The sequence below is a fragment of the Streptomyces sp. AC627_RSS907 genome (genome assembly GCF_019049165.1).
On sequence record NZ_JAGMUE010000092.1, the window covers coordinates 1 to 26,515 of the forward strand.

Sequence of the window (26,515 nt, forward strand, 5' to 3'; positions counted from 1 at the left end):
CACCCCACCGGTTCCGGCACCCGGCACCCCACCGCCTCCAGCACCCGACACCCCACCGGTTCCGGCACCCGACACCCCACCCGTTCCGGCACCCGACACCCCACCGCCTCCAGCACCCGACACCCCACCCGTTCCGGCACCCGGCACCCCGGCGCCCAGCCCTTCACCGCGCCCGGCTCCGTCCCCGAGGAGCCGCCCCCGCAGGCGTTCCAGCGCGGTGCCGATCCGGGCCGCCTCGCCCCAGCGGGGCACCGCGACCGGCCGGGCCAGGTCGCCGCGGGCGAGCCGGCGGGACTCCAGGAACAGCCGCAGCAGGGGGCGCTGTACGCCCGCCCACAGCACGGCCGCGGCGGCCAGCCCGAGCACGACCAGGGCCCCGGCCGCGACCAGCCCGTACAGCTCCCGGTCCGTGTCGGCGGCACCCTGCTGCTGGACCACGGGCAGCAGGGCCACCACCGTGAGGCCGAGGCCCGCGGCGACGCTGTCCTTCTCCTGCGGGTCGTAGGAGGCGAGGGAGGCGTATCCGGCGGTGACGATCCGGCCGTCGCGGTCGTCTCCCAGCAGGGTGCCGCTGACGCCGGGGTAACCGCGGGATCCGGGCTCCCTGGCACTGACCGGGTGCTCCTCGGTCCGCTCGGCGGCCCGGTCGGAGAGGAGCGACAGCTGCCGCCGCAGGAAGGCGAGCTCCGCGCGCCTCTGACCGGAGCCGGAGGCCCCGGGATGCTCGAAGCCCTCGGCCGCGAGGACCTCGCCGTCCCGGGTGACGACCGCCATGCCGCGGAACGGCCCCAGGTTGATGGCGGGTACGGACAGGCTGCTGGCCGCGATCAGCAGCTGCCGCGCCCCGCCCCTCCCGTCGAGGACGGCCATCGTCATCAGCCGGACGTCCCCCGTCTCCAGCCGCACCATGCGCGGGGTGAGGGCGTGCTCGCCGGTGAGGACGTCCCCGTCGAGCCAGCCGAGAGGAATCCTTTCTCCACGCGCGGCGAGCACCTCGCCGCTCTCCAGGCCGACCACGGTGGTGCCGGTCCACTTCTGGTAGGTCCGGCCCAGGTCGGACAGGACGCGCTCCGGCTCCTCGGGCTCCTGCGCGTTCCGCGCCGCGGCGGTGCGCCGCAGGTCAGTGACCCGCTCGTCGATCGATGCGCGCAGCGCGACGGCGCCGTCCTCCGCGAAGTGCCGCTGCGAGGACAGCACCGCCCTGGGCACCACGGCGTCGTCACCGGGACCGAGCACCTTCGCCGTGAGCCCGGCCAGGGCGACGATCAGCAGGCACAGCACCGCGATCGGGGGGCGGACGCCGCCCAGCAGCGGCATGTCCGCCCGCCTGCGGCTGCGTTGCCGGTTCTTCCGCCCGAAGTACGCGGCACGACTCGATGTCACCGGTCTTCTTCCTTGGTTGCTGCGGGTGCCCGGCGCACGCTGGACGCACCGCTGCCGCGGTCGCGCGACGCCGTCACGTGGAACCCTGATGAATGCCGTCGGGGTGCGGCCCCGCCGCGGAACGGGCGGCGGCTGCGCTCATTCCTCCAGGGACAGCGGTCTCAGGCCGTCACCGCCGGGCCCGCCCCGGTTGTGGAGGAAGCCGCGGGTGCGGTCGGCGGCGAGCCGGTAGCGGGCGAGCCGCTCGTCGGACAGGCCGTCCGGGTGGTCGATCTCGTGCCGCACGTCCACCAGCCGGTGGTCCTCGACGGCTCCGTCGGTCCGTTCCTCACCCCGCTCCGGCTCCGGCGGGATGTCCACCAGCGTGGGGCGGTAGCGGGCGGTGACGTCCCAGCCGCCCTCGGCCCGCTCCCGGAAATCGAACCAGCCGATCGCCCCCTCCTCGGTCAGCCCGGTCGGGGAGAAGTGCCGGGCCACCTGGTTGCCGAGGCCGTAGGCGACCCAGGTGCCGTTCACCTTCTGGATCGGCTGGACCACGTGCGCGTGGTGTCCGATCACCAGGTCGACACCGGTCTCCTCGGTGATCCGCCGGGCCAGCTCGACCTGCGGCACGCTCGGCTCGTTGGAGTGCTCCAGTCCCCAGTGGACCGACAGGAGCACCACCTCGGCCCCCGCCTCACGGGCCCGGCTCTCGTCCTTCCTGATCTCCTCGGCACTGCTCCGGCTGACCGCCCAGCTCTCCGCCTCGGGCGCGGGGCCGCGGAGGGACTCCCCGGAGTACGCGAGATGGGCCACCCTGACGCCCCTCACGTCACGGATGTCGATCCGCTCCGCCTCCGCGGGCGTGCGCGCCGAGCCGGCGTGACCGAGGCCCACCTCGTCCATGGCGTCCAGCGTCCGCCGTACGGCCTCGGGACCGTGGTCGAAGGTGTGGTGGGAGGCCGTGGAACAGGTGTCGTACCCCACGTCCTTCAGAGCCGTCAGGATCTGCGGCGGCACCAGGAACTCCGGATGCCCCTGGAAGGGTCCCTCGGGCTTCCCGACGGGCGTCCCCATGTGACAGATCGCGAGGTCCGCCTCGCCGATGACCGGCTTCACCCCGGCGAGCAGCGGCCCGAAGTCCAGTCCGGCCTCGCCCCCGCCGGTCCTCCCGGCGTCCTCGGCCGCCTGCTCCACCAACGCGGGGTGAACCAGCACGTCACCCGCGGCGGCTACGGTGAACGAGCGTCCGCCCGGCTTCGCCTGCGGCTCCACGGACCCGGAGGCGCACGCGGTGGCCACCGAGGCGACGGCAGCCAGCACCGCCACGGCACGCCCGACACGGAGAGACTCACGTAATGTCACCGAAGCACGTTCACATGAGCCTCAGAACTCACTCTGACCGTGTGATTACCAGTCAGTTACTGGTGCGCGTCTTCTGTCTGCTCGGTGTCCTCCTGGTGTTGTCCGGGTGTCAGGAGTCCTCCGAGGCCTCCACACATGCCTCGCAACCGAAGGCCCAAGAGCGCGTCGACCTGCGTGACCGCGTCCTGTCATACACGAAGGCCCTGTCCCCCGACGGCCCCTACTCGCCCCCCGACGAGGAGCAGCGCGCCCGGCTGGCCCGGGGGGTCACGAGCCTGCTGGAGGGGAACGCGCGCGACGCCGAACGCCTGCTCGCCCCGCTCGGCCTCGGCGTCACCCGGCTCACCGACGCCGAGTCCGGCCGCCGCTACGACGAGGTCGCGGCCACCGGCACGGGCGAGAGCGCCCAGTGGGGCCGGCTGTACCTGAACGCCGACTCAAGCGTCCGCTGGAGCGCGCAGGTACCGCACCCCGTCTCCGACCGGGACACCGAGGAGCTGGGCGTGCGACTGCTGGAGGACACTCCCGGCGGCGCTCTGGTCCTGGCCGGCGCCCACCGCCGGGCCGGGCCCGGCGACGCCGCCGACGTCGCCCACCGCGAGGACAGCGCCTTCCACGGCATCGTCCTGGAGCTGCAGAAACGCGGGGTGCCCGGGATCCAGCTGCACGGCTTCGCCGAGTCCACGACGGACCGCTACGACGCCGTGCTGTCCACGGGTGCCGCCCGCAGCGCCCCCGGCGAGGTCTCCGCCCTGGCCGACCGCCTGGAGTCGGACGGGCTGCGGGTCTGCCGGGCCTGGTCGGCGCGCTGCCCGCTGGAGGGCAGGACCAACGTCCAGGGCCGGGCGGCCCAGCGGCAGCACGCGACCTTCGTCCACCTGGAGCTGGCCCCCGACGCCCGGGGCGACGGCCGCGACGCCGACGAGGCCGCGAGCGCCGTGGCCGGACTGCTCACCTCCTGGGCCGATGACTGACCCGGGCCCCGGACGTCCGCTCAGCAGCAGCCGGCCGCCGGCAGGGACCGCTTGTTGCGCGCCTCCTTGTTCCGGGCCGCGAGCAGCTCGTCGGCCGGGTAGCCGACCTCCTCCAGCGTCAGCCCGTGCGGCCGTACGACGTGCACGGCCGAGTCGCGTACGCGGGCGGCGAGCACCTTGGCCGGCCAGTCCGGCGTGCGGTGTCCGTCGCCGACGAACAGCAGCGCCCCGATGAGGGAGCGCACCATGTTGTGGCAGAACGCGTCGGCCCGCACGGTGGCGGTGATGATCCCGTCGTCCTCGCCGCGCACCAGGCTCAGCTCCTGGAGCGTCCGGATGGTGGTGGCCCCCTCCCGCTTCTTGCAGTAGGCGGCGAAGTCGTGCTCCCCCAGCAGCTCCCGGGCGGCCTCGTTCATGGCGTCCACGTCGAGGGGCCAGTCGTGCCACAGGACGTGGCCGCGCAGCAGGGGGTCGACACCGCCGGGGTTGTCGGTGACCCGGTAGGCGTAGCGCCGCCAGACCGCCGAGAACCGCGCGTTGAAGCCGCTGGGCGCCTCCCTGAGGGCCCACACCCGCACGTCCCTCGGCAGCCGCCCCGCGAGCCGCTTGAGCAGCTTCGCGTGGTGCTCGGCCCACACCTCGCGCTCCAGGTCGACGTGGGCGACCTGCCCCCGGGCGTGCACCCCGGCGTCGGTCCGTCCCGCCACGGTCAGCTCGTACGTCTCACCGGACCGCGTGACCGTCCGCAGCGCGTCCTCGATCTCCCCCTGCACCGTCCGGCGACCGCCGGCCTGCTTGGCCCAGCCGGAGAACGCGGTCCCGTCGTAGGAAAGATCCAGCCGCACCCGCACGAACCCGGGCTGTACTTCGTCACTCACCCAGAGATCCTCTCACCCACACGAAAGCGGGCCCGCCCCTGTAAAAGGAGCGGACCCGCCAACGCCCTGAAGGGGCGCGGGGAACTGCGCGACACACCACGCCGAAGCCGCAGCCGCCGTCGCACAGCCCCCGGCAGAACGCTTACGCGTCCTTCGACTCCTCGGCGGCAGCCTCGTCGTCGGCCTTGGCCGTGTCGACCTTGGCCTCGGCAGCCTCGGCGGAGCCCTCGGCGTCCTTGGCGGCACGCTTCGTCGCGGCCTCGGCCTCGCCGGTGGCCTGCTGCGCCACGGTCAGCGCCTCGACCAGCTCGATGACGGCCATGGGCGCGTTGTCGCCACGGCGGTTACCGATCTTGGTGATCCGGGTGTAACCACCGGGACGGTTCTCGTAGCGCGGGCCGATCTCGGTGAAGAGCGTGTGGACGATGCTCTTGTCCGTGATCACCTGGAGCACCTGACGGCGGTTGTGAAGGTCGCCCTTCTTCGCCTTGGTGACCAGACGCTCGGCGTACGGACGCAGCTTGCGCGCCTTCGCCTCGGTGGTGGTGATGCGGCCGTGCTCGAACAGCGACTTCGCGAGGTTCGCGAGGAGCAGCTTCTCGTGCGCGGCGCTGCCGCCCAGACGGGCACCCTTGGTGGGCTTCGGCATGGTGTTTCTCCTAGGTGTCTGCCCCGGCCGTATCAGGTACCGGAGTCAGTATCCGAGCAGGCGGTCGCCTGTCGGAGATCCGGACAGGGCCCCGTGGGGACCCGTCCGGAGGGGGTGCGGGGCGGTGTCGGCATGCGACTCCGTCGCGTGGACGCGGCCGGCCACAGCGCCCCCGCACCCGAGTACGGACCGGAAGGCCCGAGCTCTCAGTACTGCTCGGTCTCCACGAAGCCCGCGTCCGCGTCGTCGTCGGCGCCGAAGGCGTCCGCCGCGGCGGTCGGGTCGAACCCGGGAGGCGAGTCCTTCAGCGCCAGCCCCATACCCGCGAGCTTGGCCTTGACCTCGTCGATCGACTTCGCACCGAAGTTGCGGATGTCGAGCAGGTCGGCCTCGGAGCGGGCGACGAGCTCACCCACGGAGTGGATGCCCTCACGCTTGAGGCAGTTGTACGACCGAACGGTGAGCTCCAGCTCCTCGATCGGCAGCGCCAGGTCGGCGGCGAGCGCGGCGTCCGTCGGGGACGGACCCATGTCGATGCCCTCGGCGTCGATGTTCAGCTCGCGGGCGAGACCGAACAGCTCGACGAGGGTCTTGCCGGCCGACGCCATGGCGTCGCGCGGACGCATGGCCTGCTTGGTCTCGACGTCGACGATCAGCTTGTCGAAGTCGGTGCGCTGCTCGACACGCGTGGCCTCGACCTTGTACGTGACCTTGAGCACCGGCGAGTAGATCGAGTCGACCGGGATACGGCCGATCTCCTGGCCCACCTGCTTGTTCTGCACGGCGGAGACGTAGCCGCGACCGCGCTCGACGGTCAGCTCCATCTCCAGCTTGCCCTTGCTGTTGAGCGTGGCGAGGACGAGGTCGGGGTTGTGCACCTCGACACCGGCCGGCGGCGCGATGTCGGCGGCGGTGACCAGACCCGGGCCCTGCTTGCGCAGGTACATCACGACCGGCTCGTCGTGCTCCGAGGAGACGACCAGCTGCTTGATGTTGAGGATCAGGTCGGTGACGTCCTCCTTGACGCCCGGCACGGTGGTGAACTCGTGCAGGACACCGTCGATGCGGATGGACGTGACCGCCGCACCCGGGATCGAGGAGAGGAGCGTACGACGCAGGGAGTTGCCGAGGGTGTAGCCGAAGCCCGGCTCCAGCGGCTCGATGACGAACCGGGAGCGGAACTCGTCGACGACCTCTTCGGTCAACGAGGGACGCTGAGCGATCAGCATGTGCGAATCCTTCAGTCAGGGGCGCCCGCTATTTGACGCCCGACTAGTACTGCAAGGGTACGGGCGATACGACCCGGAAGAGCCGTACCGCCCGTGAAAACCCTGGTGAAGCGAGACCGGACGCGTCAGACGCGACGGCGCTTCGGCGGACGGCAGCCGTTGTGCGGGGTCGGCGTGACGTCCTGGATCGAGCCGACCTCGAGGCCGGTGGCCTGGAGGGAGCGGATCGCGGTCTCACGACCGGAACCCGGGCCCTTGACGAACACGTCGACCTTGCGCATGCCGTGCTCCTGGGCGCGGCGGGCAGCCGACTCGGCGGCCATCTGCGCGGCGAACGGCGTGGACTTCCGGGAGCCCTTGAAGCCGACGTGGCCGGCGGAGGCCCAGGAGATCACGTTGCCGGACGGGTCCGTGATCGAAACGATCGTGTTGTTGAACGTGCTCTTGATGTGCGCGTGGCCGTGAGCGACGTTCTTCTTTTCCTTGCGGCGCACCTTCTTGGCAGCGCCCTGACGTCCCTTGGGGGGCATGTCGTACTCCTACGGGAGGTGGTCGGTCCTACAGCGAAGACCGCTGGACGGCGAGTCCGCTGCGGACTACTTCTTGCCCGGCTTCTTCTTGCCGGCGATGGCGCGACGCGGGCCCTTGCGGGTGCGGGCGTTGGTGCTGGTGCGCTGGCCGCGGACGGGCAGACCGCGGCGGTGCCGCAGACCCTGGTAGGTGCCGATCTCGACCTTGCGGCGGATGTCGGCCTGGATCTCGCGACGGAGGTCACCCTCGGTCTTGATGTTGTTGTCGACGTACTCGCGGATCGCGACGAGCTGCTCCTCGGAGAGGTCACGAACACGGGTGTTCGGGTCCACGCCGGTGGCAGCGAGCGTCTGCTGCGAGAGGGTCCGGCCGATGCCGAACACGTAGGTGAGGGCGATCTCCACGCGCTTTTCGCGCGGGATGTCAACACCGGAAACGCGTGCCATTCAATGGCTCCAGTTGATCTTCGGAGGTCTTCCACAGAACCGGCTCCCGGCCGCCGTATCAGGTACGGATCGGGTCCCCGGCCTCCGAACCGGGGGTGTCGGGCACCTGGGTGCCCGGGCTCTGCGTATGAACATATTCAGCTCGCGTCGCGCGAAGTCCTGCGAATCGCGGAGGGAACGGTCGTGCGTCAGCCCTGGCGCTGCTTGTGGCGCGGGTTGTCGCAGATGACCATGACCCGGCCGTGACGGCGGATCACCCTGCACTTGTCGCAGATCTTCTTGACGCTCGGCTTGACCTTCATTGAGTGAAGTTCTCCGGGCTCAGTGCCCCCGCACCATACGGAGCCGGGGCAGGGGAAAGATCTACTTGTACCGTTGGAGTTCGCTTCCCGACGGGCGGGAAGGCCCTTCCCTGGATCGCTCCGGGGAGTTTGACAGGACGAGCCTGTCCAGCGGCGACCCTCCCGGCCGCCGGGGCGGGTACGGGACCCGCCCAAGCTCACTTGTATCGGTAAACGATCCGGCCACGCGTCAGGTCGTACGGAGACAGCTCCACCACGACCCGGTCGTCAGGGAGGATGCGGATGTAGTGCATGCGCATCTTGCCGCTGATGTGTGCCAGGACCTGGTGGCCGTTCTGGAGCTCGACCTTGAACATGGCGTTCGGAAGAGACTCGACGACAGTGCCCTCGATCTCGATGGCACCTTGCTTCTTGGCCACGCTTCGCCCTTCGAATCGACTACCTTGATCGACTCCGTTACACCCTGTTGGCGCATGCAGGCATGCGGGTGCACTAGAGCCGACGCGTCAGTCTACGTCAGCACACCCGGAAAGGCGAAACGAGGAAGCCTGCCCCAGTGCGGCGATCGTTATGCGCACCGCCGTCCCAGCGGATCGGCCTCCGGCCGGCCGCGTGGCCCGGCCCGCCTCAGCCCAGCGGGTCCGGCGCCGCCGTGATGCCCAGCTCCGCCGGCTTCGCCTTGCCGCCGACCCGACCCCCGACGCCCCTCTCGCGGGCTCGGCGCCCGGGGCGCCTCACGGGCTTCGAGCGGCTGCGCCGGCCTCCGGCCGGCCGCGGTGGCCCGGGCCCGCCTCAGCCCAGCGGGTCCGGCGCCGCCGTGATGCCCAGCTCCGCCAGCTTCGCCTTGCCGCCGTCCGGCGCCGTCAGGACCAGGGGGCCCTGCTCCGTGAGGGCCACCGAGTGCTCCCAGTGGGAGGACCAGGTGCCGTCCGTCGTGATGACCGTCCAGTCGTCCTGGAGGACCTCGGTGCGCGGGGTGCCGAGGGACACCATCGGCTCGATGGCCAGGCAGAAGCCGGGGACCAGCTTCGGGCCCTTGCCGCGCCGGCGGTCGACGTAGTTCAGCAGGTGCGGGTCCATGTGCATCTCGGTGCCGATGCCGTGGCCGCCGTAGTCCTCGATGATCCCGTACTTGCCGCCGCCGGGCTTGGGCTGGCGGCGGATGTACGTCTCGATGGCCCGGGAGACGGCCACGAGCCGGTTGCCCTGCTTCATGGCCGCGATGCCCGCCCACATCGACTCCTCCGTCACCCGGGAGAGCTCCACCAGCTCCGGGGCGTGACCGGAGCCGACGAACGCGGTGTAGGCGGCGTCACCGTGCCATCCGTCGATGATGGCGCCGCAGTCGATGGAGATGATGTCGCCGTCCTTGAGGACCACGTCGTCGGACGGGATGCCGTGGACGACGACCTCGTTCACCGACGTGCAGATGGTCGCCGGGAAGCCGCCGTAGCCCAGGAAGTTCGGCTTGGCGTTGTGCTCCGCGAGGACCTTGCGCGCGACCATGTCCAGGTCCTTGGTCGTGGCGCCGGGCACGGCCGCCTCACGCGTGGCCGCGTGGATGGCGGCGACGACCAGCCCCGCCTCACGCATCTTGGCGATCTGCTCGGGGCTCTTGATCTGCACCATGGGGGCTGCGGCCTTTCTGGACCGGAGAGACGACGAACGCTTCCAACGATACGGGGCGGGACCCGGGACCCTCCCACCCCACAGCTCAGCCGCGGCCCCCCTGAGCAAGGGACCGCGGCTGCAACCGGGCAAGAACTACTTGTCGCGCTTCAGCGCCTCCAGCGCACGGCCGGTGACCTCGTCCACCGCTCCCATCGCCGAGATGGTGACGACCAGGCCCTGCGCCTTGTAGTAGTCGATGATCGGCTCGGTCTGCGTGTGGTAGACCTCGAGCCGCTTGCGGACCGTCTCCTCGGAGTCGTCGTCCCGCTGGTACAGCTCGCCGCCGCAGACGTCGCAGACGCCTTCCTCCTTCGGCGGGGTGTACGTCACGTGGAAGACGTGCGCCGAGTTGTTGCGGCAGACGCGCCGGCCGGCGATCCGCTTGACGACCTCGCCCTCGGGGGCCTCCAGGTCCAGCACCGCGTCGAGCTTCATGTTCTCGGTCTCGAGGAGCTCGTCCAGCGCCTCCGCCTGGGACACGTTGCGCGGGAAGCCGTCCAGCAGGAAGCCGCCCTCGGCGTCGGGCTGCTCCATGCGGTCCTTCGCCATGGCGATGGTGACCTCGTCCGGGACCAGGTTGCCGGCGTCCATGTACGACTTCGCGAGCTTGCCCAGCTCGGTCTGCTGGCTGATGTTCGCGCGGAACAGGTCACCCGTGGAGATGTGCGGGATGTGCAGCGTCTCGGCGAGGCGGGTGGCCTGCGTTCCCTTTCCGGCGCCCGGAGGCCCGACGAGGACGATTCGCATCAGCGGAGGAACCCTTCGTAATTGCGCTGCTGGAGCTGGCTCTCGATCTGCTTCACCGTCTCAAGACCGACACCCACGATGATCAGGATGCTGGTACCGCCGAACGGGAAGTTCTGGTTTGCCCCGAAACCAGCCAACGCCATTGTCGGCACGAGAGAGATCAGGCCCAGATACAGCGAACCCGGCCAGGTGATCCGGTTGAGTACGTAGCTCAGGTACTCAGCGGTCGGTCGGCCAGCCCGGATGCCCGGGATGAAGCCACCATACTTCTTCATGTTGTCCGCGACTTCCTCGGGGTTGAACGAGATGGCCACGTAGAAGAAGGCGAAGAAGACGATCAGGAAGAAGTACAGGACGATGTGCGGCGTCGCGGCCGTGTCGGCGAGGTTCCTCGTGATCCAGGTGGCCCAGCCCGCCGTCGAGTTCGAGAACTGGACGATCAGCGCCGGGATGTAGAGCAGCGACGAGGCGAAGATGACGGGGATGACACCCGCCTGGTTCACCTTGAGCGGGATGTACGTCGACGTACCGCCGTAGGAGCGACGGCCGATCATGCGCTTCGCGTACTGGACGGGAATGCGGCGCTGGGCCTGCTCCACGAAGACCACCAGGCCGACCATGACCAGGCCGACGAGGATCACGGTGCCGAACTCGATCCAGCCGTCCGCCAGCTCGCCCTCGGTCTTGATGGCCCACAGGGCGGACGGGAAGGTCGCGGCGATCGAGATGAACATGAGGATCGACATGCCGTTGCCGATGCCGCGGTCGGTGACGAGTTCGCCGAGCCACATGACGACGGCCGTGCCGGCGGTCATGCAGATCACCATGACGACGGTGGTGAAGATCGACTGGTCGGGCACGATCTGGCCCGCGACGGTGCAACCGGAGAAGAGGGCACCGCTGCGCGCGGTGGCCACCAGGCCGGTGCCCTGGAGGATGGCGAGCGCGATGGTCAGGTAACGGGTGTACTGCGTGATCTTCGCCGTGCCGGCCTGGCCCTCCTTCTTGAGGGCTTCCAGACGCGGGATCACCACGGTCAGCAGCTGCAGAATGATGCTCGCCGTGATGTACGGCATGATGCCGAGCGCGAAGACCGTGATCTGCAGCAGCGCACCGCCGCTGAACATGTTGACCAGCCCGAAGAGGCCCTGGTTGCCCGACGCCTGGTCCACGCACTCCTGGACGCTTTTGTAGTCGACGCCCGGAATCGGGACGTGGGTACCGAGCCGGTAGACCACGATGATGCCGAGCGTGAAGAGCAGCTTCTTGCGCAGGTCGGGCGTCTTGAACGCCCGGGCGAACGCGGTGAGCACGGTGCCTCCTGCGACCCCCGCGCTACTGCGTCAAGGGTGACGGTCTTGAGGTTCGACTGACGACAAAGTAAGGAACGGTCAACTGCCGCTCAGAGTGCCTCATGTGACGCACCCGTGAAAGAGGGCAGCGCAGGCCACCTTACCGGCGGACCACTGCCCTTGGAACGACCAACCGGGGATACCCCTTCTCGTGGGTATCCCCGGTCGGGATCGCTCAAGTCATCGAGACGCCTGAAGGGATCAGACGAGCTCGGTGACGGTACCACCGGCGGCGGTGATCTTCTCCTTGGCGGAGCCGGAGACGGCGTCGACCGACACCTGCAGCGCCACGGAGATCTCGCCCTGGCCGAGGACCTTGACGAGGCTGTTCTTGCGAACGGCACCCTTGGCCACGAGGCCCTCGACGGTGACCTCGCCACCCTCGGGGTACAGCGCGGCCAGCTTGTCGAGGTTCACGACCTGGAACTCGGTCTTGAACGGGTTCTTGAAGCCCTTCAGCTTCGGGAGACGCATGTGGAGGGGCATCTGGCCACCCTCGAAGCGCTCCGGAACCTGGTAACGGGCCTTCGTGCCCTTCGTACCACGACCGGCCGTCTTACCCTTCGACGCCTCACCACGACCGACACGGGTCTTGGCGGTCTTGGCGCCCGGGGCGGGACGGAGGTTGTGGATCTTGAGCGGGTTCTGCTCACCCATGATCAGTCGACCTCCTCGACCGTCACGAGGTGGCGGACGGTGTGCACCATGCCGCGGAACTCGGGGCGGTCCTCCTTGACGACCTGCGTGTTGATCCCCTTGAGACCAAGGGAACGCAGGGTGTCACGGTGGTTCTGCTTGCTGCCGATGTAGGACTTGACCTGCGTAATCTTGAGCTGCGCCATGATTACGCACCCGCCCCGGCACGCGCACGGAGAAGAGCCGCGGGAGCGACGTCCTCGAGCGGCAGACCACGGCGGGCCGCGATCTCCTCGGGACGCTGCAGGCCCTTGAGGGCCTCCACGGTCGCGTGCACGATGTTGATCTGGTTGTCGGAGCCGAGCGACTTCGACAGCACGTCGTGGATACCGGCGCACTCGAGCACGGCGCGCACCGGACCACCGGCGATAACACCGGTACCCGGGGACGCGGGCTTGAGCAGCACGACGCCGGCAGCCTTCTCACCCTGGATGGGGTGCGGGATGGTGCCCTGGATGCGGGGGACCTTGAAGAAGTGCTTCTTGGCCTCCTCAACGCCCTTGGCGATGGCGGCCGGCACCTCCTTGGCCTTGCCGTAACCGACACCCACGGTGCCGTCACCGTCGCCCACCACGACCAGCGCGGTGAAGCTGAAGCGACGACCACCCTTCACAACCTTGGCGACACGGTTGATCGCGACGACGCGCTCAACGTAAGCGGTCTTCTCGGCGGCAGCTGCGCCGCCGTCACGGCCCTTCCGGTCCCGCCGCTCGCCGCCACCGGCACCGCCACCGCGGCGCTGGGGTCCAGCCATTGGAATTACCTCTCTCTGTTTCCGCTAGCTACGGAACCGGCTCAGAACTTCAGTCCGGCTTCGCGGGCGGCGTCCGCCAGAGCGGCGATGCGCCCGGCGTACTGGTTGCCACCGCGGTCGAACACGACGGCCTCGACACCGGCGGCCTTGGCGCGCTCCGCGACCAGGGCGCCGACCTGCTTGGCCTGCGCGGACTTGTCGGCCTCGCCACCACGGATCGAGGTGTCCAGGGTGGACGCCGACGCAAGGGTGTGCCCCTTGAGGTCGTCGATCACCTGGGCCACGATGTGGCGGTTGGAGCGGGTCACGACCAGACGGGGACGCTCCGCGGTACCCGCGATCCGCTTGCGGATACGGATGTGACGGCGCTTGATCGCGGCGCGCTTGTAGGCGTCGCCCTTGAGGATCTTCTGCCCGTATGCCATGGCTTACTTACCCGCCTTTCCGACCTTGCGGCGGATGACTTCGCCCTCGTACTTGACGCCCTTGGCCTTGTACGGGTCGGGCTTGCGCAGCTTGCGGATGTTGGCCGCAACCTCGCCGACCTTCTGCTTGTCGATGCCCTCGACCGAGAAACGGGTCGGGGACTCCACCTTGAAGGTGATGCCCTCGGGGGCCTCGACGGTGATCGGGTGGCTGTAGCCGAGGGAGAACTCCAGGTTCGAACCCTTGGCGACCACGCGGTAACCGACACCGCTGATCTCGAGCTTCTTCACGTAACCCTGGGTCACGCCGGTGATCATGTTCGCCACCAGCGTGCGGGACAGGCCGTGCAGGGCCTTGCTCTGACGCTCGTCGTTGGGGCGGGTGACGTTCAGAACGCCGTCCTCACCCTTGGCGATGTCGATCGGCGCCACGACGGTGTGGGTCAGCGTGCCCTTGGGGCCCTTGACCGCGACCGTACGGCCGTCGATGGTGACGTCCACGCCGGCGGGAACCGCGATGGGGAGCTTGCCGATGCGCGACATAGCTGTTTCCTCCGTTCCCTTCCGCTACCAGACGTAGGCGAGGACTTCCCCACCCACGCCCTTCTTGCCGGCCTGCTTGTCGGTGAGGAGCCCGTGCGACGTGGAGATGATCGCCACGCCGAGGCCACCCAGCACCTTGGGCAGGTTGGTGGACTTCGCGTACACCCGGAGACCGGGCTTGGAGATCCGCTTGATGCCCGCGATGGAGCGCTCACGGTTCGGGCCGAACTTCAGCTCGAGGACGAGGTTCTTGCCGACCTCGGCGTCCTCGACCTTCCAGCCCGTGATGAAGCCCTCCTGCTGGAGGATCTCCGCGATGTGAGACTTGATCTTGGACGCCGGCATCGTCACGGAGTCGTGGTACGCCGAGTTAGCGTTCCGCAGACGCGTAAGCATGTCTGCGATCGGATCAGTCATGGTCATGAATTGGCCTTCGGCCTCTCTCGCCGGGGTTTCCTGGTGCGCCATCCCTCTCCCCGATCCGAGACGGGACGGGTGCGGCGCGGTGGACCTACGGCGTAGTAAGCAAACATTTGCAGGCACTGCCTGCGGGCGTACGGGCGGCAGACGCCCAACCCCGCCAGCCTACGGCATGGGGAGCCGGGCCTCTGCCGACCCAGATGCTTACCGAGAGTCTGAATAACCCGGAATTACCGGATTACCAGGAACTCTTGGTCACGCCCGGCAGCTCGCCACGGTGAGCCATCTCACGAAGGCACACGCGGCACAGGCCGAACTTGCGGTAGACGGAGTGCGGGCGGCCGCAGCGCTGGCAGCGGGTGTAGCCACGCACACCGAACTTGGGCTTGCGAGCAGCCTTAGCGATCAGAGCCTTCTTCGCCATCTCGCTCACGCCTCCTTGAACGGGAAGCCGAGGTGACGAAGGAGCGCGCGGCCCTCAGCGTCGTTGGTCGCCGTGGTGACCACGGTGATGTCCATACCCCGGACGCGGTCGATCTTGTCCTGGTCGATCTCGTGGAACATGACCTGCTCCGTGAGACCGAAGGTGTAGTTGCCACGGCCGTCGAACTGCTTGGGGGACAGGCCGCGGAAGTCGCGGATGCGCGGCAGCGCGAGCGACAGGGTGCGGTCCAGGAACTCCCACATGCGGTCGCCACGGAGCGTGACGTGGGCACCGATCGGCTGGCCCTCGCGCAGCTTGAACTGCGCGATGGACTTGCGGGCCTTGGTGACGGCCGGCTTCTGACCGGTGATCGTGGTGAGGTCGCGGATGGCGCCCTCGATCAGCTTGGAGTCGCGGGCGGCGTCGCCCACACCCATGTTGACCACGATCTTGACGAGGCCGGGAACCTGCATGACGTTCTCGTAGGAGAACTCCTCACGCAGCTTGCCCGCGATCTCCTCGCGGTACTTCGTCTTCAGACGCGGAGTGGTGGTGGTCGTCATCAGATGTCCTCACCCGTCCGCTTGGCAACGCGGATCTTGTTGCCTTCGTCGTCGAAGCGGTAACCGACGCGGGTCACGACCTTGTTGCCGTCCTTCTCCACGACCAGCTGGACGTTGGAGACGTGGATCGGGGCCTCGGTGGTGACGATGCCGCCGGCCTGCGAACCGCGAGCGGTCGGCCCGGCCTTGGTGTGCTTCTTGACCCGGTTGACACCCTCGACCAGGACGCGGTCCTCGCGGGGGAAGGCCGCGATGACCTTGCCCTGCTTGCCCTTGTCCTTACCGGTGATGACCTGGACCAGGTCGCCCTTCTTGATCTTCATGCTCACAGCACCTCCGGCGCGAGGGAGATGATCTTCATGAACTTCTTCTCGCGCAGCTCACGGCCGACCGGGCCGAAGATACGGGTGCCACGAGGGTCGCCGTCGTTCTTCAGAATGACGGCGGCGTTCTCGTCGAAGCGGATGTACGAGCCGTCCGGACGGCGGCGCTCCTTGACGGTGCGAACGATGACCGCCTTGACGACGTCACCCTTCTTCACGTTGCCACCGGGGATCGCGTCCTTGACGGTGGCGACGATGACGTCACCGATACCCGCGTAGCGGCGGCCGGAGCCACCGAGCACACGGATGCAGAGGACTTCCTTCGCACCCGTGTTGTCGGCGACACGCAGCCGCGACTCCTGCTGGATCACGTCTATCTCCTGATTGTCTGCCGGTTCCCTCCGGGGTCGAGCCCGGAGAGCCTGGCGGAACTGTCCTGCGGATGGTCCCCGCAGGAATTACGAGGCCGCCCCCGGCCCGGCCGCGTGCGTCACACGCGCGTGAAAACGCGTACGACGCACGCGGCCCGGCCGGTTTCCCGGCGGGGGTCCGTGAGTCGGTTCACGAACCCCCGCCGAGGCGGCGCATCTGGCCCGCGGGTAGCCCCGCAGGAATTACTTGGCCTTCTCGAGGACCTCGACGACGCGCCAGCGCTTCGTCGCGGACAGCGGCCGGGTCTCCATGAGGAGGACGCGGTCGCCGACGCCCGCGGCGTTCTGCTCGTCGTGGGCCTTGAGCTTGCTCGTACGGCGGATGACCTTGCCGTACAGCGCGTGCTTGACACGGTCCTCGACGGCGACGACGACGGTCTTGTCCATCTTGTCGCTGACGACCAGACCCTCACGGGTCTTGCGGAATCCGCGTGCCTCGGTGTTCTCAGTCACGTTGCTCTCGCTCATCAGGCGCTCTCCACCGTCTCGATGCCCAGCTCGCGCTCACGCATCAGGGTGTAGATCCGCGCGATGTCCTTACGGACGGCCTTCAGCCGACCGTGGTTCTCGAGCTGACCGGTCGCCGCCTGGAAGCGGAGGTTGAACAGCTCTTCCTTGGCCTCGCGGAGCTTCGCCAGAAGCTCCTCGTTGCCCAGCTCGCGCAGCTCGGACGCCTTGGTACCGGCCGACATCACGCTTCACCTGCCTCGCGCTTGACGATCCGGCACTTCATCGGCAGCTTGTGGGCCGCACGGGTCAGCGCCTCACGGGCGATCTTCTCGTTGGGGTACGACAGCTCGAACATGACGCGTCCGGGCTTGACGTTGGCGATCCACCACTCCGGAGAACCCTTACCGGAACCCATGCGGGTCTCGGCCGGCTTCTTGGTGAGCGGACGGTCCGGGTAGATGTTGATCCAGACCTTGCCGCCACGCTTGATGTGGCGGGTCATCGCGATACGAGCCGCCTCGATCTGGCGGTTCGTGACGTAGGCCGGGGTCAGCGCCTGGATGCCGTACTCGCCGAACGCAACCTGCGTCCCACCCTTGGACATGCCGTTGCGCTTCGGGTGGTGCTGCTTGCGGTGCTTGACCCTACGGGGGATCAGCATTTCGGTCAGGCCTCCGTTCCGGTGCTCTCAGCCGGAGCGGCAGCGGCGGGCGCGTCGGCCTTGGGGGCCTCGGCGGCCGGAGCCGACTGCTGCTGCGGCTTGCGACCGCGCCGCTCGCCACCGCGGCCACCACGGGCCGGGCGGTCGGCGCCACCGCGGGCCGGGCGGTTACCCGCACGGGCGGCAGCGTTCTCGGCGCGGACCTCGGCGATGTTCTTGACGTCGCCCTTGTAGATCCAGACCTTCACACCGATGCGGCCGAAGGTCGTCTTGGCCTCGAAGAAGCCGTAGTCCACGTTCGCGCGGAGCGTGTGCAGGGGCACACGGCCCTCGCGGTAGAACTCCGAGCGGGACATCTCGGCGCCACCGAGGCGGCCACCGCACTGGATCTTGATGCCCTTGGCGCCGGCCTTCATGGCGGACTGCATGCTCTTGCGCATGGCCCGACGGAAGGAGACGCGGGAGGAGAGCTGCTCGGCGACGGCCTGGGCGACCAGCTGAGCGTCCGTCTCGGGGTTCTTGACCTCGAGGATGTTCAGCTGGACCTGCTTGCCCGTCAGCTTCTCGAGGTCACCGCGGATGCGGTCGGCCTCGGCGCCGCGGCGGCCGATGACGATGCCCGGACGAGCCGTGTGGATGTCCACGCGGACGCGGTCACGGGTGCGCTCGATCTCGACCTTGGAGATGCCGGCGCGCTCCATGCCGGACGTCATCATCCGACGGATGGCGACGTCTTCCTTGACGTAGTCCTTGTACAGCTTGTCGGCGTACCAACGCGACTTGAAGTCGGTCGTGACACCGAGCCGGAACCCGTGCGGGTTTACCTTCTGGCCCATTACCGGGTTCCTTCCTTGCTGCTGACGACCACGGTGATGTGGCTGGTCCGCTTGCGGATCCGGTAGGCACGGCCCTGGGCGCGCGGACGGAACCGCTTCAGGGTCGGGCCCTCGTCGACGTAAGCCTCGGAAATGAAGAGGCTGTCGACATCAGTGTGGTCGTAGTTGTGCGCGGCGTTGGCGATGGCGCTGTCCAGCACCTTGCCGACCGGCACGCTCGCGGCCTGCGGGGCGAAACGCAGGACCGCCTGAGCCTCCGTGGCATCCATGCCACGGATGAGGTCCACCACGCGGCGGGCCTTCATGGGCGTGACGCGGATGTACCGCGCCTGGGCCCTGGCTTCCATGGTTGTCCCTTCAGTGTTTGTCATGGTCTTTCACACCCCGCTGACTAGCGGCGCTTCGACTTCCGGTCGTCCTTGACGTGACCCCGGAAGGTGCGCGTCGGCGAGAACTCGCCGAGCTTGTGGCCGACCATGGACTCGGTGACAAACACCGGGATGTGGGTCTTGCCGTTGTGCACCGCGATCGTGTGGCCGAGCATCGCCGGGACGATCATCGAGCGACGGGACCAGGTCTTGATGACGTTCTTGGTACCGGCTTCGTTCTGCGTGTCCACCTTCTTGATCAGGTGGTCGTCGACGAAGGGTCCCTTCTTCAAGCTACGAGGCATCTCAACCCGTCCTTAGCGCTTCTTGTTCGTCTTGCGGCGGCGGACGATGTACTTGTTCGACGCCTTCTTGGGCGAACGAGTACGGCCTTCCTTCTTGCCCCACGGGGACACGGGGTGGCGGCCACCGGAGGTCCGGCCCTCACCACCACCGTGCGGGTGGTCCACCGGGTTCATGACCACACCACGGACGGTCGGGCGAACGCCCAGCCACCGCTTGCGGCCCGCCTTGCCCCAGTTGATGTTCGACTGCTCGGCGTTGCCGACCTCGCCGACGGTGGCGCGGCAGCGCACGTCGACCAGGCGGATCTCTCCGGACGGCATGCGCAGGTGGGCCATCGAGCCCTCCTTCGCGAGCAGCTGCACGGAGGCACCGGCGGAGCGGGCGAACTTGGCGCCGCCACCGGGACGGAGCTCGATCGCGTGGATCGTGGTACCGACCGGGATGTTGCGGAGGGCCAGGTTGTTGCCCGGCTTGATGTCGGCCCCGGGACCGTTCTCGACGCGGTCACCCTGCTGCAGGTTGCGCGGGGCGAGGATGTAGCGCTTCTCGCCGTCGGCGTAGTGCAGCAGCGCGATGCGCGCGGTGCGGTTGGGGTCGTACTCGATGTGCGCGACCTTCGCCGGCACGCCGTCCTTGTCGTGCCGACGGAAGTCGATCACGCGGTAGGCGCGCTTGTGTCCGCCACCCTGGTGGCGAACGGTCACACGACCGGCGTTGTTACGGCCGCCCTTGCTGTGCAGCGGGCGGACCAGCGACTTCTCCGGCGTGGACCGCGTGACCTCGACGAAGTCGGCGACGGAGGAGCCACGGCGGCCCGGCGTCGTCGGCTTGTACTTGCGGATTCCCATTTCTCAGTCCTCGTCCGATTCCGGACGATCCGGACCTCCGTCAGGAGGTCGGACCGCCGAAGATGTCGATACGGTCGCCCTCGGCAAGGGTCACGATCGCGCGCTTGCTGTCGGCACGCTTGCCGAAGCCGGTGCGGGTCCGCTTGCGCTTGCCCTGGCGGTTGATCGTGTTGACCCCGGTGACCTTGACCGAGAAGACCGCCTGGACGGCCTCCTTGATCTGGGTCTTGTTGGAGCCCGGCGCGACGATGAACGTGTACTTGTTCTCGTCGAGGAGCGCGTAGCTCTTCTCGGACACGACCGGCTTCAGCAGCACGTCACGGGGGTCCGTGAACGCCTTGCTGGCCGGGGTGACGACGGTGTTCTTGCCCTCGGCCTCGTGGCGGCGCGCCTTGGCGACGCGCGCGGCCTTGGCGGCCTTGGCGGCCTTCGAGGCGATGCTCGGGTGACGCGTAGCCATCAGGCCTCGCTCCCTTCGGTCTCAGCAGCCGGCGACTTAGCCGCGCCAGACACGAAGGACTCGAAAGCGGCCTGGGTGAAGACCACGTCGTCCGAGACGAGAACGTCGTACGTGTTCAGCTGGCCCGGCTCCAGAATGTGGATCTGGGGCAGGTTACGGGCGGACAGCCACGCGGCCTCGTCGGCGCGGTCGACGACCAGGAGCAGGTTCTTGCGCTCCGAGATCTTGCCGAACAGCGTCCGGGCGGCCTTCGTCGACGGGCTCTCGCCCTCGACGACGCCGGAGACGACGTGGATGCGGTTGTGACGCGCCCGGTCGGTGAGGGCGTGACGCAGGGCGGCAGCCTTCATCTTCTTCGGGGTGCGCTGCGAGTAGTCGCGCGGCACGGGACCGTGCACGACGCCACCACCGGCGAACTGCGGCGCGCGGGTCGAGCCCTGACGGGCGCGGCCGGTGCCCTTCTGGCGGTACGGCTTCTTGCCGCCACCACGGACTTCACCGCGGGTCTTGGTCTTGTGCGTGCCCTGGCGGGCAGCGGCCAGCTGCGCGACGACGACCTGGTGGATCAGCGGGACGCTGACCTTCTCAACGTCGAAGATCTCCGCGGGGAGCTCGACGGTGCCGGCCTTGTCGCCCGCCGGCGAAAGGATGTCAACAGTGCTCATCGGTTACCTCAGGCCCCCTTGGCCGCGGTGCGGACCAGGACGAGGCCGCCGTTCGGACCGGGAACCGCGCCCTTGATGAGCAGCAGACCCTTCTCCGCGTCAACGGCGTGGACGGTCAGGTTCTGGGTGGTGACCCGCTCGTTGCCCATGCGGCCGGCCATGCGGAGGCCCTTGAACACGCGGCCCGGGGTGGCGCAGCCACCGATGGAACCGGGCGAGCGGTGCTTGCGCTGGGTGCCGTGTCCGGCGCCGAGGCCCTTGAAGTTGTGACGCTTCATGACACCGGCGAAGCCCTTGCCCTTGCTCTTGCCGGTCACGTCGACCTTGATGCCGGCCTCGAAGACCTCGGCGGTGACTTCCTGACCGAGCGTGTACTCGGAGGCGTCGGCCGTGCGGATCTCGACGAGGTGGCGGCGGGGGGTGACGTCGGCCTTGGCGAAGTGGCCCTTGAGGGGCTTGTTCACCTTGCGCGGGTCGATCTCGCCGAAGGCGATCTGGACGGACTCGTAGCCGTCGACATCGTTCGTGCGGACCTGGGTGACGACGTTGGGCCCGGCCTTGACGACGGTGACCGGAACAACACGGTTGTTCTCGTCCCACACCTGCGTCATACCGAGCTTCTCGCCCAGGATGCCCTTGATCTGCTTGGTCATCTTCAGATCACCGGCCTCAGAGCTTGATCTCGATGTCGACACCGGCCGGGAGGTCGAGTCGCATCAGAGAGTCAACGGTCTTGGGGGTCGGGTCGAGGATGTCGATCAGGCGCTTGTGCGTGCGCATCTCGAAGTGCTCGCGCGAGTCCTTGTACTTGTGCGGCGACTTGATGACGCAGTACACGTTCTTCTCAGTGGGCAGCGGCACCGGGCCCGCGACCGACGCACCAGTGCGAGTCACCGTCTCGACGATCTTCTTCGCCGAAGAGTCGATGACCTCGTGGTCGTAGGCCTTGAGCCGGATGCGGATCTTCTGTCCCGCCATGGCTACTTCGTAGTCCTGTCTCTCGTAACGCTCCGGAACCCGGTGGCTCCTTGCTCTTCACCCTCCCCTCCTCCGACCCACGCGGTCGGGCGTGTCGCGCTCCCGCTGACACGGATGTCCCTTTCGGGACTTCCCTGCAATGGGGAGTGCGGGCCCTTCCGGTACCGCGGGCGGGGGCGAGAGGCCCACCGGGTGCCTGGTCTGCACCCCGCTGACGCTTCCCGGAAGATTCCCGTACTTCCGCCCCTGAACAGAGGCGACGAGTACTGTGGGACTCGCTTCCGGTCCCCCCGGCGGGAGGCGCGCAGCATCGGCACTCGACCGAGCAACCCCGCTAGTCTGCCATACGGGACGCGGGGCTGGCCAATCGGGCCGGAGAGAATACCCCCGGGGTGGCGAAGATCAAACCCGGGCCCTTCCGGATACGTGCTCCTCCTTCGGGCGGTCATCACCTGGTCGTCGAGCTGAAACGCCCCGGTGTCGTTCTCGGCATGGCGGAGGTCAGCCGGATCAGCAGCTACGCGGAAGCGGTGATGTCCGATGACCGTTTCCGCGATCCGGCCGTGACCTGGGACTTCTGGCTCGTCGGCAACGCCGTGGACAACGCCCTGCGGCAGCCGGCCCACCAGACGGACCGCGTGCCTGGGCGCGCGGGCTAACGGGCCATGGTTTCCTTCTCCGGCCGTCCAGTCGGTCGGGCACCATCCTCGCACTGACCGGTGCGCAGACCTCAGGCCCGGTTCTCCGCGGCCCGCAGCCGGGCGAACGACGTGTCCAGCCCCTTCTTCAGCAGCCGCGACACCGGCCGTTCCACGAAGCGGTGGACCAGGTAGCTCAGCAGCAGGAAGCCCGTGATGATCAGCGCGATCAGCAGCCGGGCGTCCATGGTGCCGTGCAGGCGGGCGATGAGGGCCGTGCCGGCCGCGTAGTGGACGAGGTAGAGCGGGTACGTCAGGGCACCCGCCGTGACCAGCCACCTCCAGCGGACGCGGTCCGTGTGGCCGAGCGCGACGGCGACCATGAAGAGCAGGAAGACGGTGAAGATCGCCACGCTGCCGCGCCAGCCCGACACGCGTTCGACCTCCTCGATCCGCTTGCCCAGCTCCATCTGGCCCATCAGCCACGCCATGGCGAGGATGCCCCACAGGAGCAGGTCCTGGCCGAAGCGGTGCATGAGGTAGAGGGCGAGTCCGGCGATGAAGTACCAGGCGCCGTCCGGGTTGGCGACCAGCTCCAGCAGGCGGAGGTCGGCGACCGGGGCGAGCATCGCGACCGCGCCCCACACGCAGCAGAAGAGCACGACCCTGCGGTAGGTCAGGCCCATGGCGACCACGACCAGGAAGAGCAGGTAGAAGCGCAGCTCGGACCAGAGGGTCCAGTAGACGCCGTCGACGTTCGCGACGCCGGAGCCGGACTGGAGCATGGTGAGGTTGAGGAGGACCTCGCGCAGGCGGAGGCGTTCCCACACGCCCGGTACGGCGATCAGTACGGCCGTGGTGAACGCGACCGCGAACCAGTAGGCGGGGTAGAGCCGGATCACGCGGGATATGAAGAACTGGCGCGGGGTGCGGCCCCAGCACGACATGCAGATCACGAAGCCGCTGATCACGAAGAAGATCTCGACGCCGATCCAGCCGTAGGAGGCGACGCGGAACACCGTGGGCATGATCTCGGAGACCGGGCGGTCCCAGATCGGGTTGCCGGGGCGGTCGGCGCGCCAGGTGCCGGCGTAGTGGTGCGCGGCCACCATCAGCGCGGCGAGCAGACGGATGCCGTCGATGACGTACAGGCGGCCGCCCGTGCGCTTCCCGGCCGGCGCGGCGACGGCGAGCGGGGGGAGCGGTCGTCCCGACCGTCCCTCCGCCCGCTCGAGCACCGACGTTTCCTTGTCCGCTGCACGCACCATTCGAACAGACAAGAACAGTGTTCGCACCAGCGGTAGGGGTTTGGGCAAGGCGCCGCCCGCCCTCCCCGCGGTGTTCGCGGGGACTTCCGCTCCGGTTCACATGACGCCGGCGCCGCCCCGCCCCTGGGCCCCCGCCGGCCCGGCCCCCGTCAGATGACGCCCTGCGCCAGCATGGCGTCGGCCACGCGCTCGAAGCCCGCGATGTTCGCGCCCGTCACGTAGTCGCCGGGGGCGCCGTAGCGGTCGGCGGTCTCGTGGCAGGTGGTGTGGATGTCGTTCATGATGCGGGTCAGCTCCTCCTCGACCCGCGCCGCCGTCCACGACGTACGGGCGTGGTTCTGCGCCATCTCCAGGGCGCTGACCGCGACACCGCCCGCGTTGGCCGCCTTGCCGGGGCCGAAGGCGACGCCGGAGCGCTGGAGCAGGTGGACCGCCTCGGGCGTCGCCGGCATGTTCGCGCCCTCGGAGACCGCCTTCACGCCGTTGCGGACGAGGGTGGCGGCGTCGTTCTCGTCCAGCTCGTTCTGCGTGGCCGACGGGAGCGCGAGGTCGGCCGGGACCTCCCAGACCCGCCCGCCGGGCACGAAGCGGGCCGAGGAGCCGCGGCGCTCGGCGTACGTGTCGACGCGGCCCCGCTCGACCTCCTTGACCTGCTTCAGCAGCTCCACGTCGATGCCCTTCTCGTCGACGACGTAGCCGGAGGAGTCCGAGCAGGTCACGGCGTTCGCGCCGAGGGCTGCCAGCTTCTCGATCGTGTAGATCGCCACGTTCCCGGAGCCGGAGACGACCGCCGTCTGGCCCTCCAGGTCCTCGCCCCGCTCGCGCAGCATCGCCGCCGCGAAGAGGACGTTGCCGTAGCCGGTGGCCTCCGGACGGATCAGCGAACCGCCCCAGCCCGCGCCCTTGCCGGTGAGGACGCCGGCCTCCCAGCGGTTGGTGATCCGGCGGTACTGGCCGAACAGGTAGCCGATCTCCCGGCCGCCGACGCCGATGTCGCCCGCCGGGACGTCGGTGTGCTCGCCGATGTGCCGGTACAGCTCCGTCATGAACGACTGGCAGAACCGCATGACCTCCGCGTCGCTGCGCCCGTGCGGGTCGAAGTCGCTGCCGCCCTTGCCGCCGCCGATGCCGAGGCCGGTCAGCGCGTTCTTGAAGACCTGCTCGAAGCCGAGGAACTTGATGACGCCGAGGTTGACGGAGGGGTGGAAGCGCAGGCCGCCCTTGTACGGGCCCAGCGCGCTGTTGAACTCGACGCGGAAGCCGCGGTTGACGTGGACGCGGCCCTGGTCGTCCTGCCACGGCACCCGGAAGATGACCTGCCGCTCCGGCTCGACCAGCCGCTCGACGAGGCCCGGCTCGGCGTACTCGGGGCGGGCCGCGAGCACCGGCGCGAGGGTCTCCAGGACCTCGTGGGCGGCCTGGTGGAATTCCGGCTGGGCCGGGTTGCGGTGCTCGATCTCGGTGAGCAGGTGGTCGAGCGCGGTCCTGGTCTCGCTTCGCGTCGTCACAGGGGCCCTTTCTGGCACGGCGGACACCGGAGGCCTGCCGGACAGGGGGCTACCCGTCCGGTCGGTCGGTCCGGTGAGGGGCGCTCGGCGCCGTTGCCGCGCGCGGGACACTTCAGTGTTACGCGCATGTAAACCTCCTGACCAGCACCCGGCCCAGAGTGCGACCACTATGTGAGACCGAGCTTCCACATAACGGGTGATATGCCCCTAAAGAGCCGTGCCCGTTACGCGGTGCTCATCACGCGGTGCCCGTCACTCGTCCCCGTTGAGCATCGCGGCGGTGAGGACGTTGCCGGCGACGCCCCAGCCGCCGTCGGGGACCTCGTCGACGAGGACGACGGTGGTGGGACGGGCCCGCTCGCCGTAGATCTCCGCGTACAGGTCGGTGGTGCGCTCGACGATCTTCTTCTTGTCCTCGGCGGTGACGGTGCCCGCGGGGACCTTGAAGTGGGCGAAAGGCATGGTTGATCTCCTGAGGGGTGTTGTTGTGGTGGTGGTGGTGCGGCGCACGTGGCGGTGCGGCGCACGTGGCGGTGCGGCGCCACGTGGCGGTGCGGCGCACGTGGCGGTGCGGATCGCGTGGCGGTGGGTGATGCGTCAGGCCATGCCGCCGTTGGCGCGCAGGATCTGGCCGTTCACCCAGCGCCCCTGCGGGCCGGTGAGGAAGGCGACCACGGCGGCGATGTCCTCCGGGGTGCCCAGCCTCTCCAGGGGCGGGACCTTGGCGAGCTCGTCGATCCGCTCGGGCGTCTTGCCCTCCAGGAACAGGTCCGTGGCCGTGGGTCCGGGCGCGACGGTGTTCACGGTGATGTCCCGCCCGCGCAGCTCGCGGGCGAGGATCAGCGTCATCGCCTCCACGGCGCCCTTGCTCGCCGCGTACGCGCCGTAGGTGGGGAACTGCGTGCCGACCACGGACGTCGAGAACCCCACGAACGAGCCGCCCGCGCGCAGTCGCCGTGCGGCCTGCTGGGCGACGACGAAGGTGCCGCGGATGTTGGTGCGGTGCACGGCGTCGAGCGCCGCCAGGTCGAGGTCGGCGATGGGCGCCAGGGCCATCCGCCCGGCCGCGTTGACGACGACGTCGACGCCGCCGTACTCCTCCTCCGCCCGGTCGAACAGAGCGGAGACCTCCTTCTCCTCCGCCACGTCCGCCTGTACGGCGATCGCGCGCCCGCCGTCGGCGGTGATCGCCGCCACCGTCTCCTCGGCGGAGGACGCGTCGCGGGCGTAGTTCACGACGACGGCCAGGCCGCCCCGGGCGAGCTTCCGGGACACCGCCCGGCCGATGCCGCGTGATCCGCCGGTGACGACGGCGACCCGTGCGTCCGCCGGTACGGGGGTGTGCTGGTTCGTGTTCGTGTCCGTGTCCGTGTTCGCGGTCATGTCCTCCACGATGCGCGGCACCGGCCCGCGCAACCAGGGGATGACATCCCCTGGGTCGCCG

At 69.0% G+C, this 26,515-nt stretch carries 38 protein-coding genes and 1 pseudogene; 2 read left to right on the plus strand and 37 right to left on the minus strand.

Going from position 1 to position 26,515, the window contains the following annotated elements:
• Window positions 1-1,383: pseudogene (locus KUM32_RS20000) on the minus strand (HAMP domain-containing protein); the annotation flags it as partial.
• Between the two features lie 138 nt (window positions 1,384-1,521).
• Window positions 1,522-2,691, minus strand: a complete 1,170-nt coding sequence (locus KUM32_RS20005; protein WP_308408685.1) for a CapA family protein — start codon at window positions 2,689-2,691, stop codon at window positions 1,522-1,524.
• Window positions 2,692-2,720: 29 nt separating this feature from the next.
• On the opposite strand from KUM32_RS20005, the gene KUM32_RS20010 reads away from it, so the two are divergent.
• Window positions 2,721-3,701, plus strand: coding sequence for a hypothetical protein (locus tag KUM32_RS20010; protein WP_374227535.1), 981 nt, complete (start codon window positions 2,721-2,723; stop codon window positions 3,699-3,701).
• Window positions 3,702-3,721: 20 nt separating this feature from the next.
• On the opposite strand, the gene truA is transcribed toward KUM32_RS20010, so the two are convergent.
• The 31 genes from truA to rpsJ all read right to left on the minus strand — a co-directional run bounded on the left by truA (window position 3,722) and on the right by rpsJ (window position 21,657).
• A complete protein-coding gene (gene truA / locus KUM32_RS20015; RefSeq protein ID WP_217143303.1) occupies window positions 3,722-4,579 on the minus strand; it encodes a tRNA pseudouridine(38-40) synthase TruA in 858 nt (285 codons plus the stop codon).
• Between the two features lie 142 nt (window positions 4,580-4,721).
• Complete coding sequence (rplQ, locus tag KUM32_RS20020; protein WP_217143304.1) at window positions 4,722-5,228, minus strand: 50S ribosomal protein L17; 507 nt, start codon at window positions 5,226-5,228, stop codon at window positions 4,722-4,724.
• Window positions 5,229-5,434: 206 nt separating this feature from the next.
• Complete coding sequence (locus KUM32_RS20025; protein ID WP_031080491.1) at window positions 5,435-6,457, minus strand: DNA-directed RNA polymerase subunit alpha; 1,023 nt, start codon at window positions 6,455-6,457, stop codon at window positions 5,435-5,437.
• Window positions 6,458-6,582: 125 nt separating this feature from the next.
• Complete coding sequence (rpsK, locus tag KUM32_RS20030; RefSeq protein ID WP_003956432.1) at window positions 6,583-6,987, minus strand: 30S ribosomal protein S11; 405 nt, start codon at window positions 6,985-6,987, stop codon at window positions 6,583-6,585.
• Between the two features lie 66 nt (window positions 6,988-7,053).
• Window positions 7,054-7,434 (minus strand): 30S ribosomal protein S13, encoded by a 381-nt coding sequence (gene rpsM, locus KUM32_RS20035; protein WP_004984507.1) that lies wholly within the window; start codon window positions 7,432-7,434, stop codon window positions 7,054-7,056.
• Window positions 7,435-7,622: 188 nt separating this feature from the next.
• Window positions 7,623-7,736 (minus strand): 50S ribosomal protein L36, encoded by a 114-nt coding sequence (gene rpmJ / locus KUM32_RS20040; RefSeq protein WP_003974245.1) that lies wholly within the window; start codon window positions 7,734-7,736, stop codon window positions 7,623-7,625.
• 197 nt (window positions 7,737-7,933) lie between these two features.
• Window positions 7,934-8,155, minus strand: coding sequence for a translation initiation factor IF-1 (infA, locus tag KUM32_RS20045; RefSeq protein WP_003948620.1), 222 nt, complete (start codon window positions 8,153-8,155; stop codon window positions 7,934-7,936).
• Window positions 8,156-8,528: 373 nt separating this feature from the next.
• Window positions 8,529-9,365, minus strand: a complete 837-nt coding sequence (gene map, locus KUM32_RS20050) for a type I methionyl aminopeptidase (protein WP_217143305.1) — start codon at window positions 9,363-9,365, stop codon at window positions 8,529-8,531.
• A 135-nt stretch (window positions 9,366-9,500) separates the two neighbouring features.
• Window positions 9,501-10,154 (minus strand): adenylate kinase, encoded by a 654-nt coding sequence (locus KUM32_RS20055; protein ID WP_217143306.1) that lies wholly within the window; start codon window positions 10,152-10,154, stop codon window positions 9,501-9,503.
• Complete coding sequence (gene secY, locus KUM32_RS20060; protein ID WP_217143307.1) at window positions 10,154-11,467, minus strand: preprotein translocase subunit SecY; 1,314 nt, start codon at window positions 11,465-11,467, stop codon at window positions 10,154-10,156. Before secY ends, KUM32_RS20055 begins: the two co-directional genes overlap by 1 nt.
• Window positions 11,468-11,707: 240 nt before the next feature.
• Window positions 11,708-12,163 carry a 50S ribosomal protein L15 gene (gene rplO, locus KUM32_RS20065; RefSeq protein ID WP_217143308.1) on the minus strand — a complete coding sequence of 152 codons (456 nt, stop codon included), beginning with the start codon at window positions 12,161-12,163 and terminating at the stop codon, window positions 11,708-11,710.
• A gap of 2 nt (window positions 12,164-12,165) precedes the next feature.
• The gene (gene rpmD, locus KUM32_RS20070; protein ID WP_003974250.1) at window positions 12,166-12,348 is read right to left on the minus strand and encodes a 50S ribosomal protein L30; all 183 of its coding nucleotides are present in this window, start codon (window positions 12,346-12,348) and stop codon (window positions 12,166-12,168) included.
• Window positions 12,349-12,350: 2 nt separating this feature from the next.
• Window positions 12,351-12,956, minus strand: coding sequence for a 30S ribosomal protein S5 (gene rpsE / locus KUM32_RS20075; RefSeq protein WP_004927232.1), 606 nt, complete (start codon window positions 12,954-12,956; stop codon window positions 12,351-12,353).
• A 41-nt stretch (window positions 12,957-12,997) separates the two neighbouring features.
• A complete protein-coding gene (rplR, locus tag KUM32_RS20080; protein WP_217143309.1) occupies window positions 12,998-13,381 on the minus strand; it encodes a 50S ribosomal protein L18 in 384 nt (127 codons plus the stop codon).
• A 3-nt stretch (window positions 13,382-13,384) separates the two neighbouring features.
• Complete coding sequence (rplF, locus tag KUM32_RS20085) at window positions 13,385-13,924, minus strand: 50S ribosomal protein L6 (RefSeq protein ID WP_217143310.1); 540 nt, start codon at window positions 13,922-13,924, stop codon at window positions 13,385-13,387.
• 24 nt (window positions 13,925-13,948) lie between these two features.
• Window positions 13,949-14,347 (minus strand): 30S ribosomal protein S8, encoded by a 399-nt coding sequence (rpsH, locus tag KUM32_RS20090; protein ID WP_007384075.1) that lies wholly within the window; start codon window positions 14,345-14,347, stop codon window positions 13,949-13,951.
• 235 nt (window positions 14,348-14,582) lie between these two features.
• Entirely contained in the window at window positions 14,583-14,768 is a 186-nt protein-coding gene (locus KUM32_RS20095) for a type Z 30S ribosomal protein S14 (RefSeq protein WP_003948630.1), read from the minus strand.
• Window positions 14,769-14,773: 5 nt separating this feature from the next.
• Window positions 14,774-15,331, minus strand: a complete 558-nt coding sequence (rplE, locus tag KUM32_RS20100; RefSeq protein ID WP_189229139.1) for a 50S ribosomal protein L5 — start codon at window positions 15,329-15,331, stop codon at window positions 14,774-14,776.
• Window positions 15,331-15,654, minus strand: a complete 324-nt coding sequence (rplX, locus tag KUM32_RS20105) for a 50S ribosomal protein L24 (protein ID WP_003992365.1) — start codon at window positions 15,652-15,654, stop codon at window positions 15,331-15,333. The genes rplE and rplX overlap by 1 nt, the downstream gene beginning before the upstream one ends.
• 2 nt (window positions 15,655-15,656) lie before the next feature.
• Window positions 15,657-16,025, minus strand: a complete 369-nt coding sequence (rplN, locus tag KUM32_RS20110) for a 50S ribosomal protein L14 (protein ID WP_030831680.1) — start codon at window positions 16,023-16,025, stop codon at window positions 15,657-15,659.
• A gap of 243 nt (window positions 16,026-16,268) precedes the next feature.
• A complete protein-coding gene (rpsQ, locus tag KUM32_RS20115; RefSeq protein ID WP_217143311.1) occupies window positions 16,269-16,553 on the minus strand; it encodes a 30S ribosomal protein S17 in 285 nt (94 codons plus the stop codon).
• The gene (gene rpmC / locus KUM32_RS20120) at window positions 16,553-16,777 is read right to left on the minus strand and encodes a 50S ribosomal protein L29 (RefSeq protein ID WP_003974259.1); all 225 of its coding nucleotides are present in this window, start codon (window positions 16,775-16,777) and stop codon (window positions 16,553-16,555) included. Before rpmC ends, rpsQ begins: the two co-directional genes overlap by 1 nt.
• On the minus strand, window positions 16,777-17,196 hold the full coding sequence (gene rplP / locus KUM32_RS20125; RefSeq protein ID WP_009190136.1) for a 50S ribosomal protein L16: 420 nt from the start codon (window positions 17,194-17,196) through the stop codon (window positions 16,777-16,779). Before rplP ends, rpmC begins: the two co-directional genes overlap by 1 nt.
• A 5-nt stretch (window positions 17,197-17,201) precedes the next feature.
• Window positions 17,202-18,032 (minus strand): 30S ribosomal protein S3, encoded by an 831-nt coding sequence (gene rpsC, locus KUM32_RS20130; protein ID WP_100569745.1) that lies wholly within the window; start codon window positions 18,030-18,032, stop codon window positions 17,202-17,204.
• Window positions 18,032-18,379: a 50S ribosomal protein L22 gene (rplV, locus tag KUM32_RS20135; protein ID WP_006130776.1), complete on the minus strand. Its 348-nt coding sequence runs from the start codon at window positions 18,377-18,379 to the stop codon at window positions 18,032-18,034. The genes rpsC and rplV overlap by 1 nt, the downstream gene beginning before the upstream one ends.
• Window positions 18,380-18,423: 44 nt before the next feature.
• Window positions 18,424-18,705, minus strand: a complete 282-nt coding sequence (gene rpsS / locus KUM32_RS20140) for a 30S ribosomal protein S19 (RefSeq protein ID WP_003974263.1) — start codon at window positions 18,703-18,705, stop codon at window positions 18,424-18,426.
• A 12-nt stretch (window positions 18,706-18,717) separates the two neighbouring features.
• A complete protein-coding gene (rplB, locus tag KUM32_RS20145; protein WP_217143312.1) occupies window positions 18,718-19,554 on the minus strand; it encodes a 50S ribosomal protein L2 in 837 nt (278 codons plus the stop codon).
• A 40-nt stretch (window positions 19,555-19,594) separates the two neighbouring features.
• A complete protein-coding gene (rplW, locus tag KUM32_RS20150) occupies window positions 19,595-20,014 on the minus strand; it encodes a 50S ribosomal protein L23 (RefSeq protein ID WP_007443985.1) in 420 nt (139 codons plus the stop codon).
• Window positions 20,014-20,679: a 50S ribosomal protein L4 gene (gene rplD, locus KUM32_RS20155; RefSeq protein WP_217143313.1), complete on the minus strand. Its 666-nt coding sequence runs from the start codon at window positions 20,677-20,679 to the stop codon at window positions 20,014-20,016. The genes rplW and rplD overlap by 1 nt, the downstream gene beginning before the upstream one ends.
• Window positions 20,680-20,687: 8 nt before the next feature.
• On the minus strand, window positions 20,688-21,332 hold the full coding sequence (rplC, locus tag KUM32_RS20160) for a 50S ribosomal protein L3 (protein ID WP_019329642.1): 645 nt from the start codon (window positions 21,330-21,332) through the stop codon (window positions 20,688-20,690).
• Window positions 21,333-21,348: 16 nt separating this feature from the next.
• Window positions 21,349-21,657 (minus strand): 30S ribosomal protein S10, encoded by a 309-nt coding sequence (gene rpsJ, locus KUM32_RS20165; RefSeq protein ID WP_003948644.1) that lies wholly within the window; start codon window positions 21,655-21,657, stop codon window positions 21,349-21,351.
• Between the two features lie 392 nt (window positions 21,658-22,049).
• Here rpsJ and KUM32_RS20170 point away from each other — a divergent pair, with 392 nt between their 5' ends.
• Window positions 22,050-22,316 (plus strand): hypothetical protein, encoded by a 267-nt coding sequence (locus tag KUM32_RS20170; protein WP_254405854.1) that lies wholly within the window; start codon window positions 22,050-22,052, stop codon window positions 22,314-22,316.
• A gap of 71 nt (window positions 22,317-22,387) precedes the next feature.
• On the opposite strand, the gene KUM32_RS20175 is transcribed toward KUM32_RS20170, so the two are convergent.
• The 4 genes from KUM32_RS20175 to KUM32_RS20190 all read right to left on the minus strand — a co-directional run bounded on the left by KUM32_RS20175 (window position 22,388) and on the right by KUM32_RS20190 (window position 26,454).
• Window positions 22,388-23,533: an acyltransferase gene (locus KUM32_RS20175; protein ID WP_308408687.1), complete on the minus strand. Its 1,146-nt coding sequence runs from the start codon at window positions 23,531-23,533 to the stop codon at window positions 22,388-22,390.
• A 179-nt stretch (window positions 23,534-23,712) separates the two neighbouring features.
• Complete coding sequence (gene gdhA / locus KUM32_RS20180) at window positions 23,713-25,071, minus strand: NADP-specific glutamate dehydrogenase (protein ID WP_217143315.1); 1,359 nt, start codon at window positions 25,069-25,071, stop codon at window positions 23,713-23,715.
• 252 nt (window positions 25,072-25,323) lie between these two features.
• Window positions 25,324-25,533: a 4-oxalocrotonate tautomerase family protein gene (locus KUM32_RS20185; RefSeq protein ID WP_217143316.1), complete on the minus strand. Its 210-nt coding sequence runs from the start codon at window positions 25,531-25,533 to the stop codon at window positions 25,324-25,326.
• A 135-nt stretch (window positions 25,534-25,668) separates the two neighbouring features.
• Window positions 25,669-26,454: an SDR family oxidoreductase gene (locus tag KUM32_RS20190; protein ID WP_217143317.1), complete on the minus strand. Its 786-nt coding sequence runs from the start codon at window positions 26,452-26,454 to the stop codon at window positions 25,669-25,671.
• Between the last annotated feature and the right edge of the window lie 61 nt (window positions 26,455-26,515).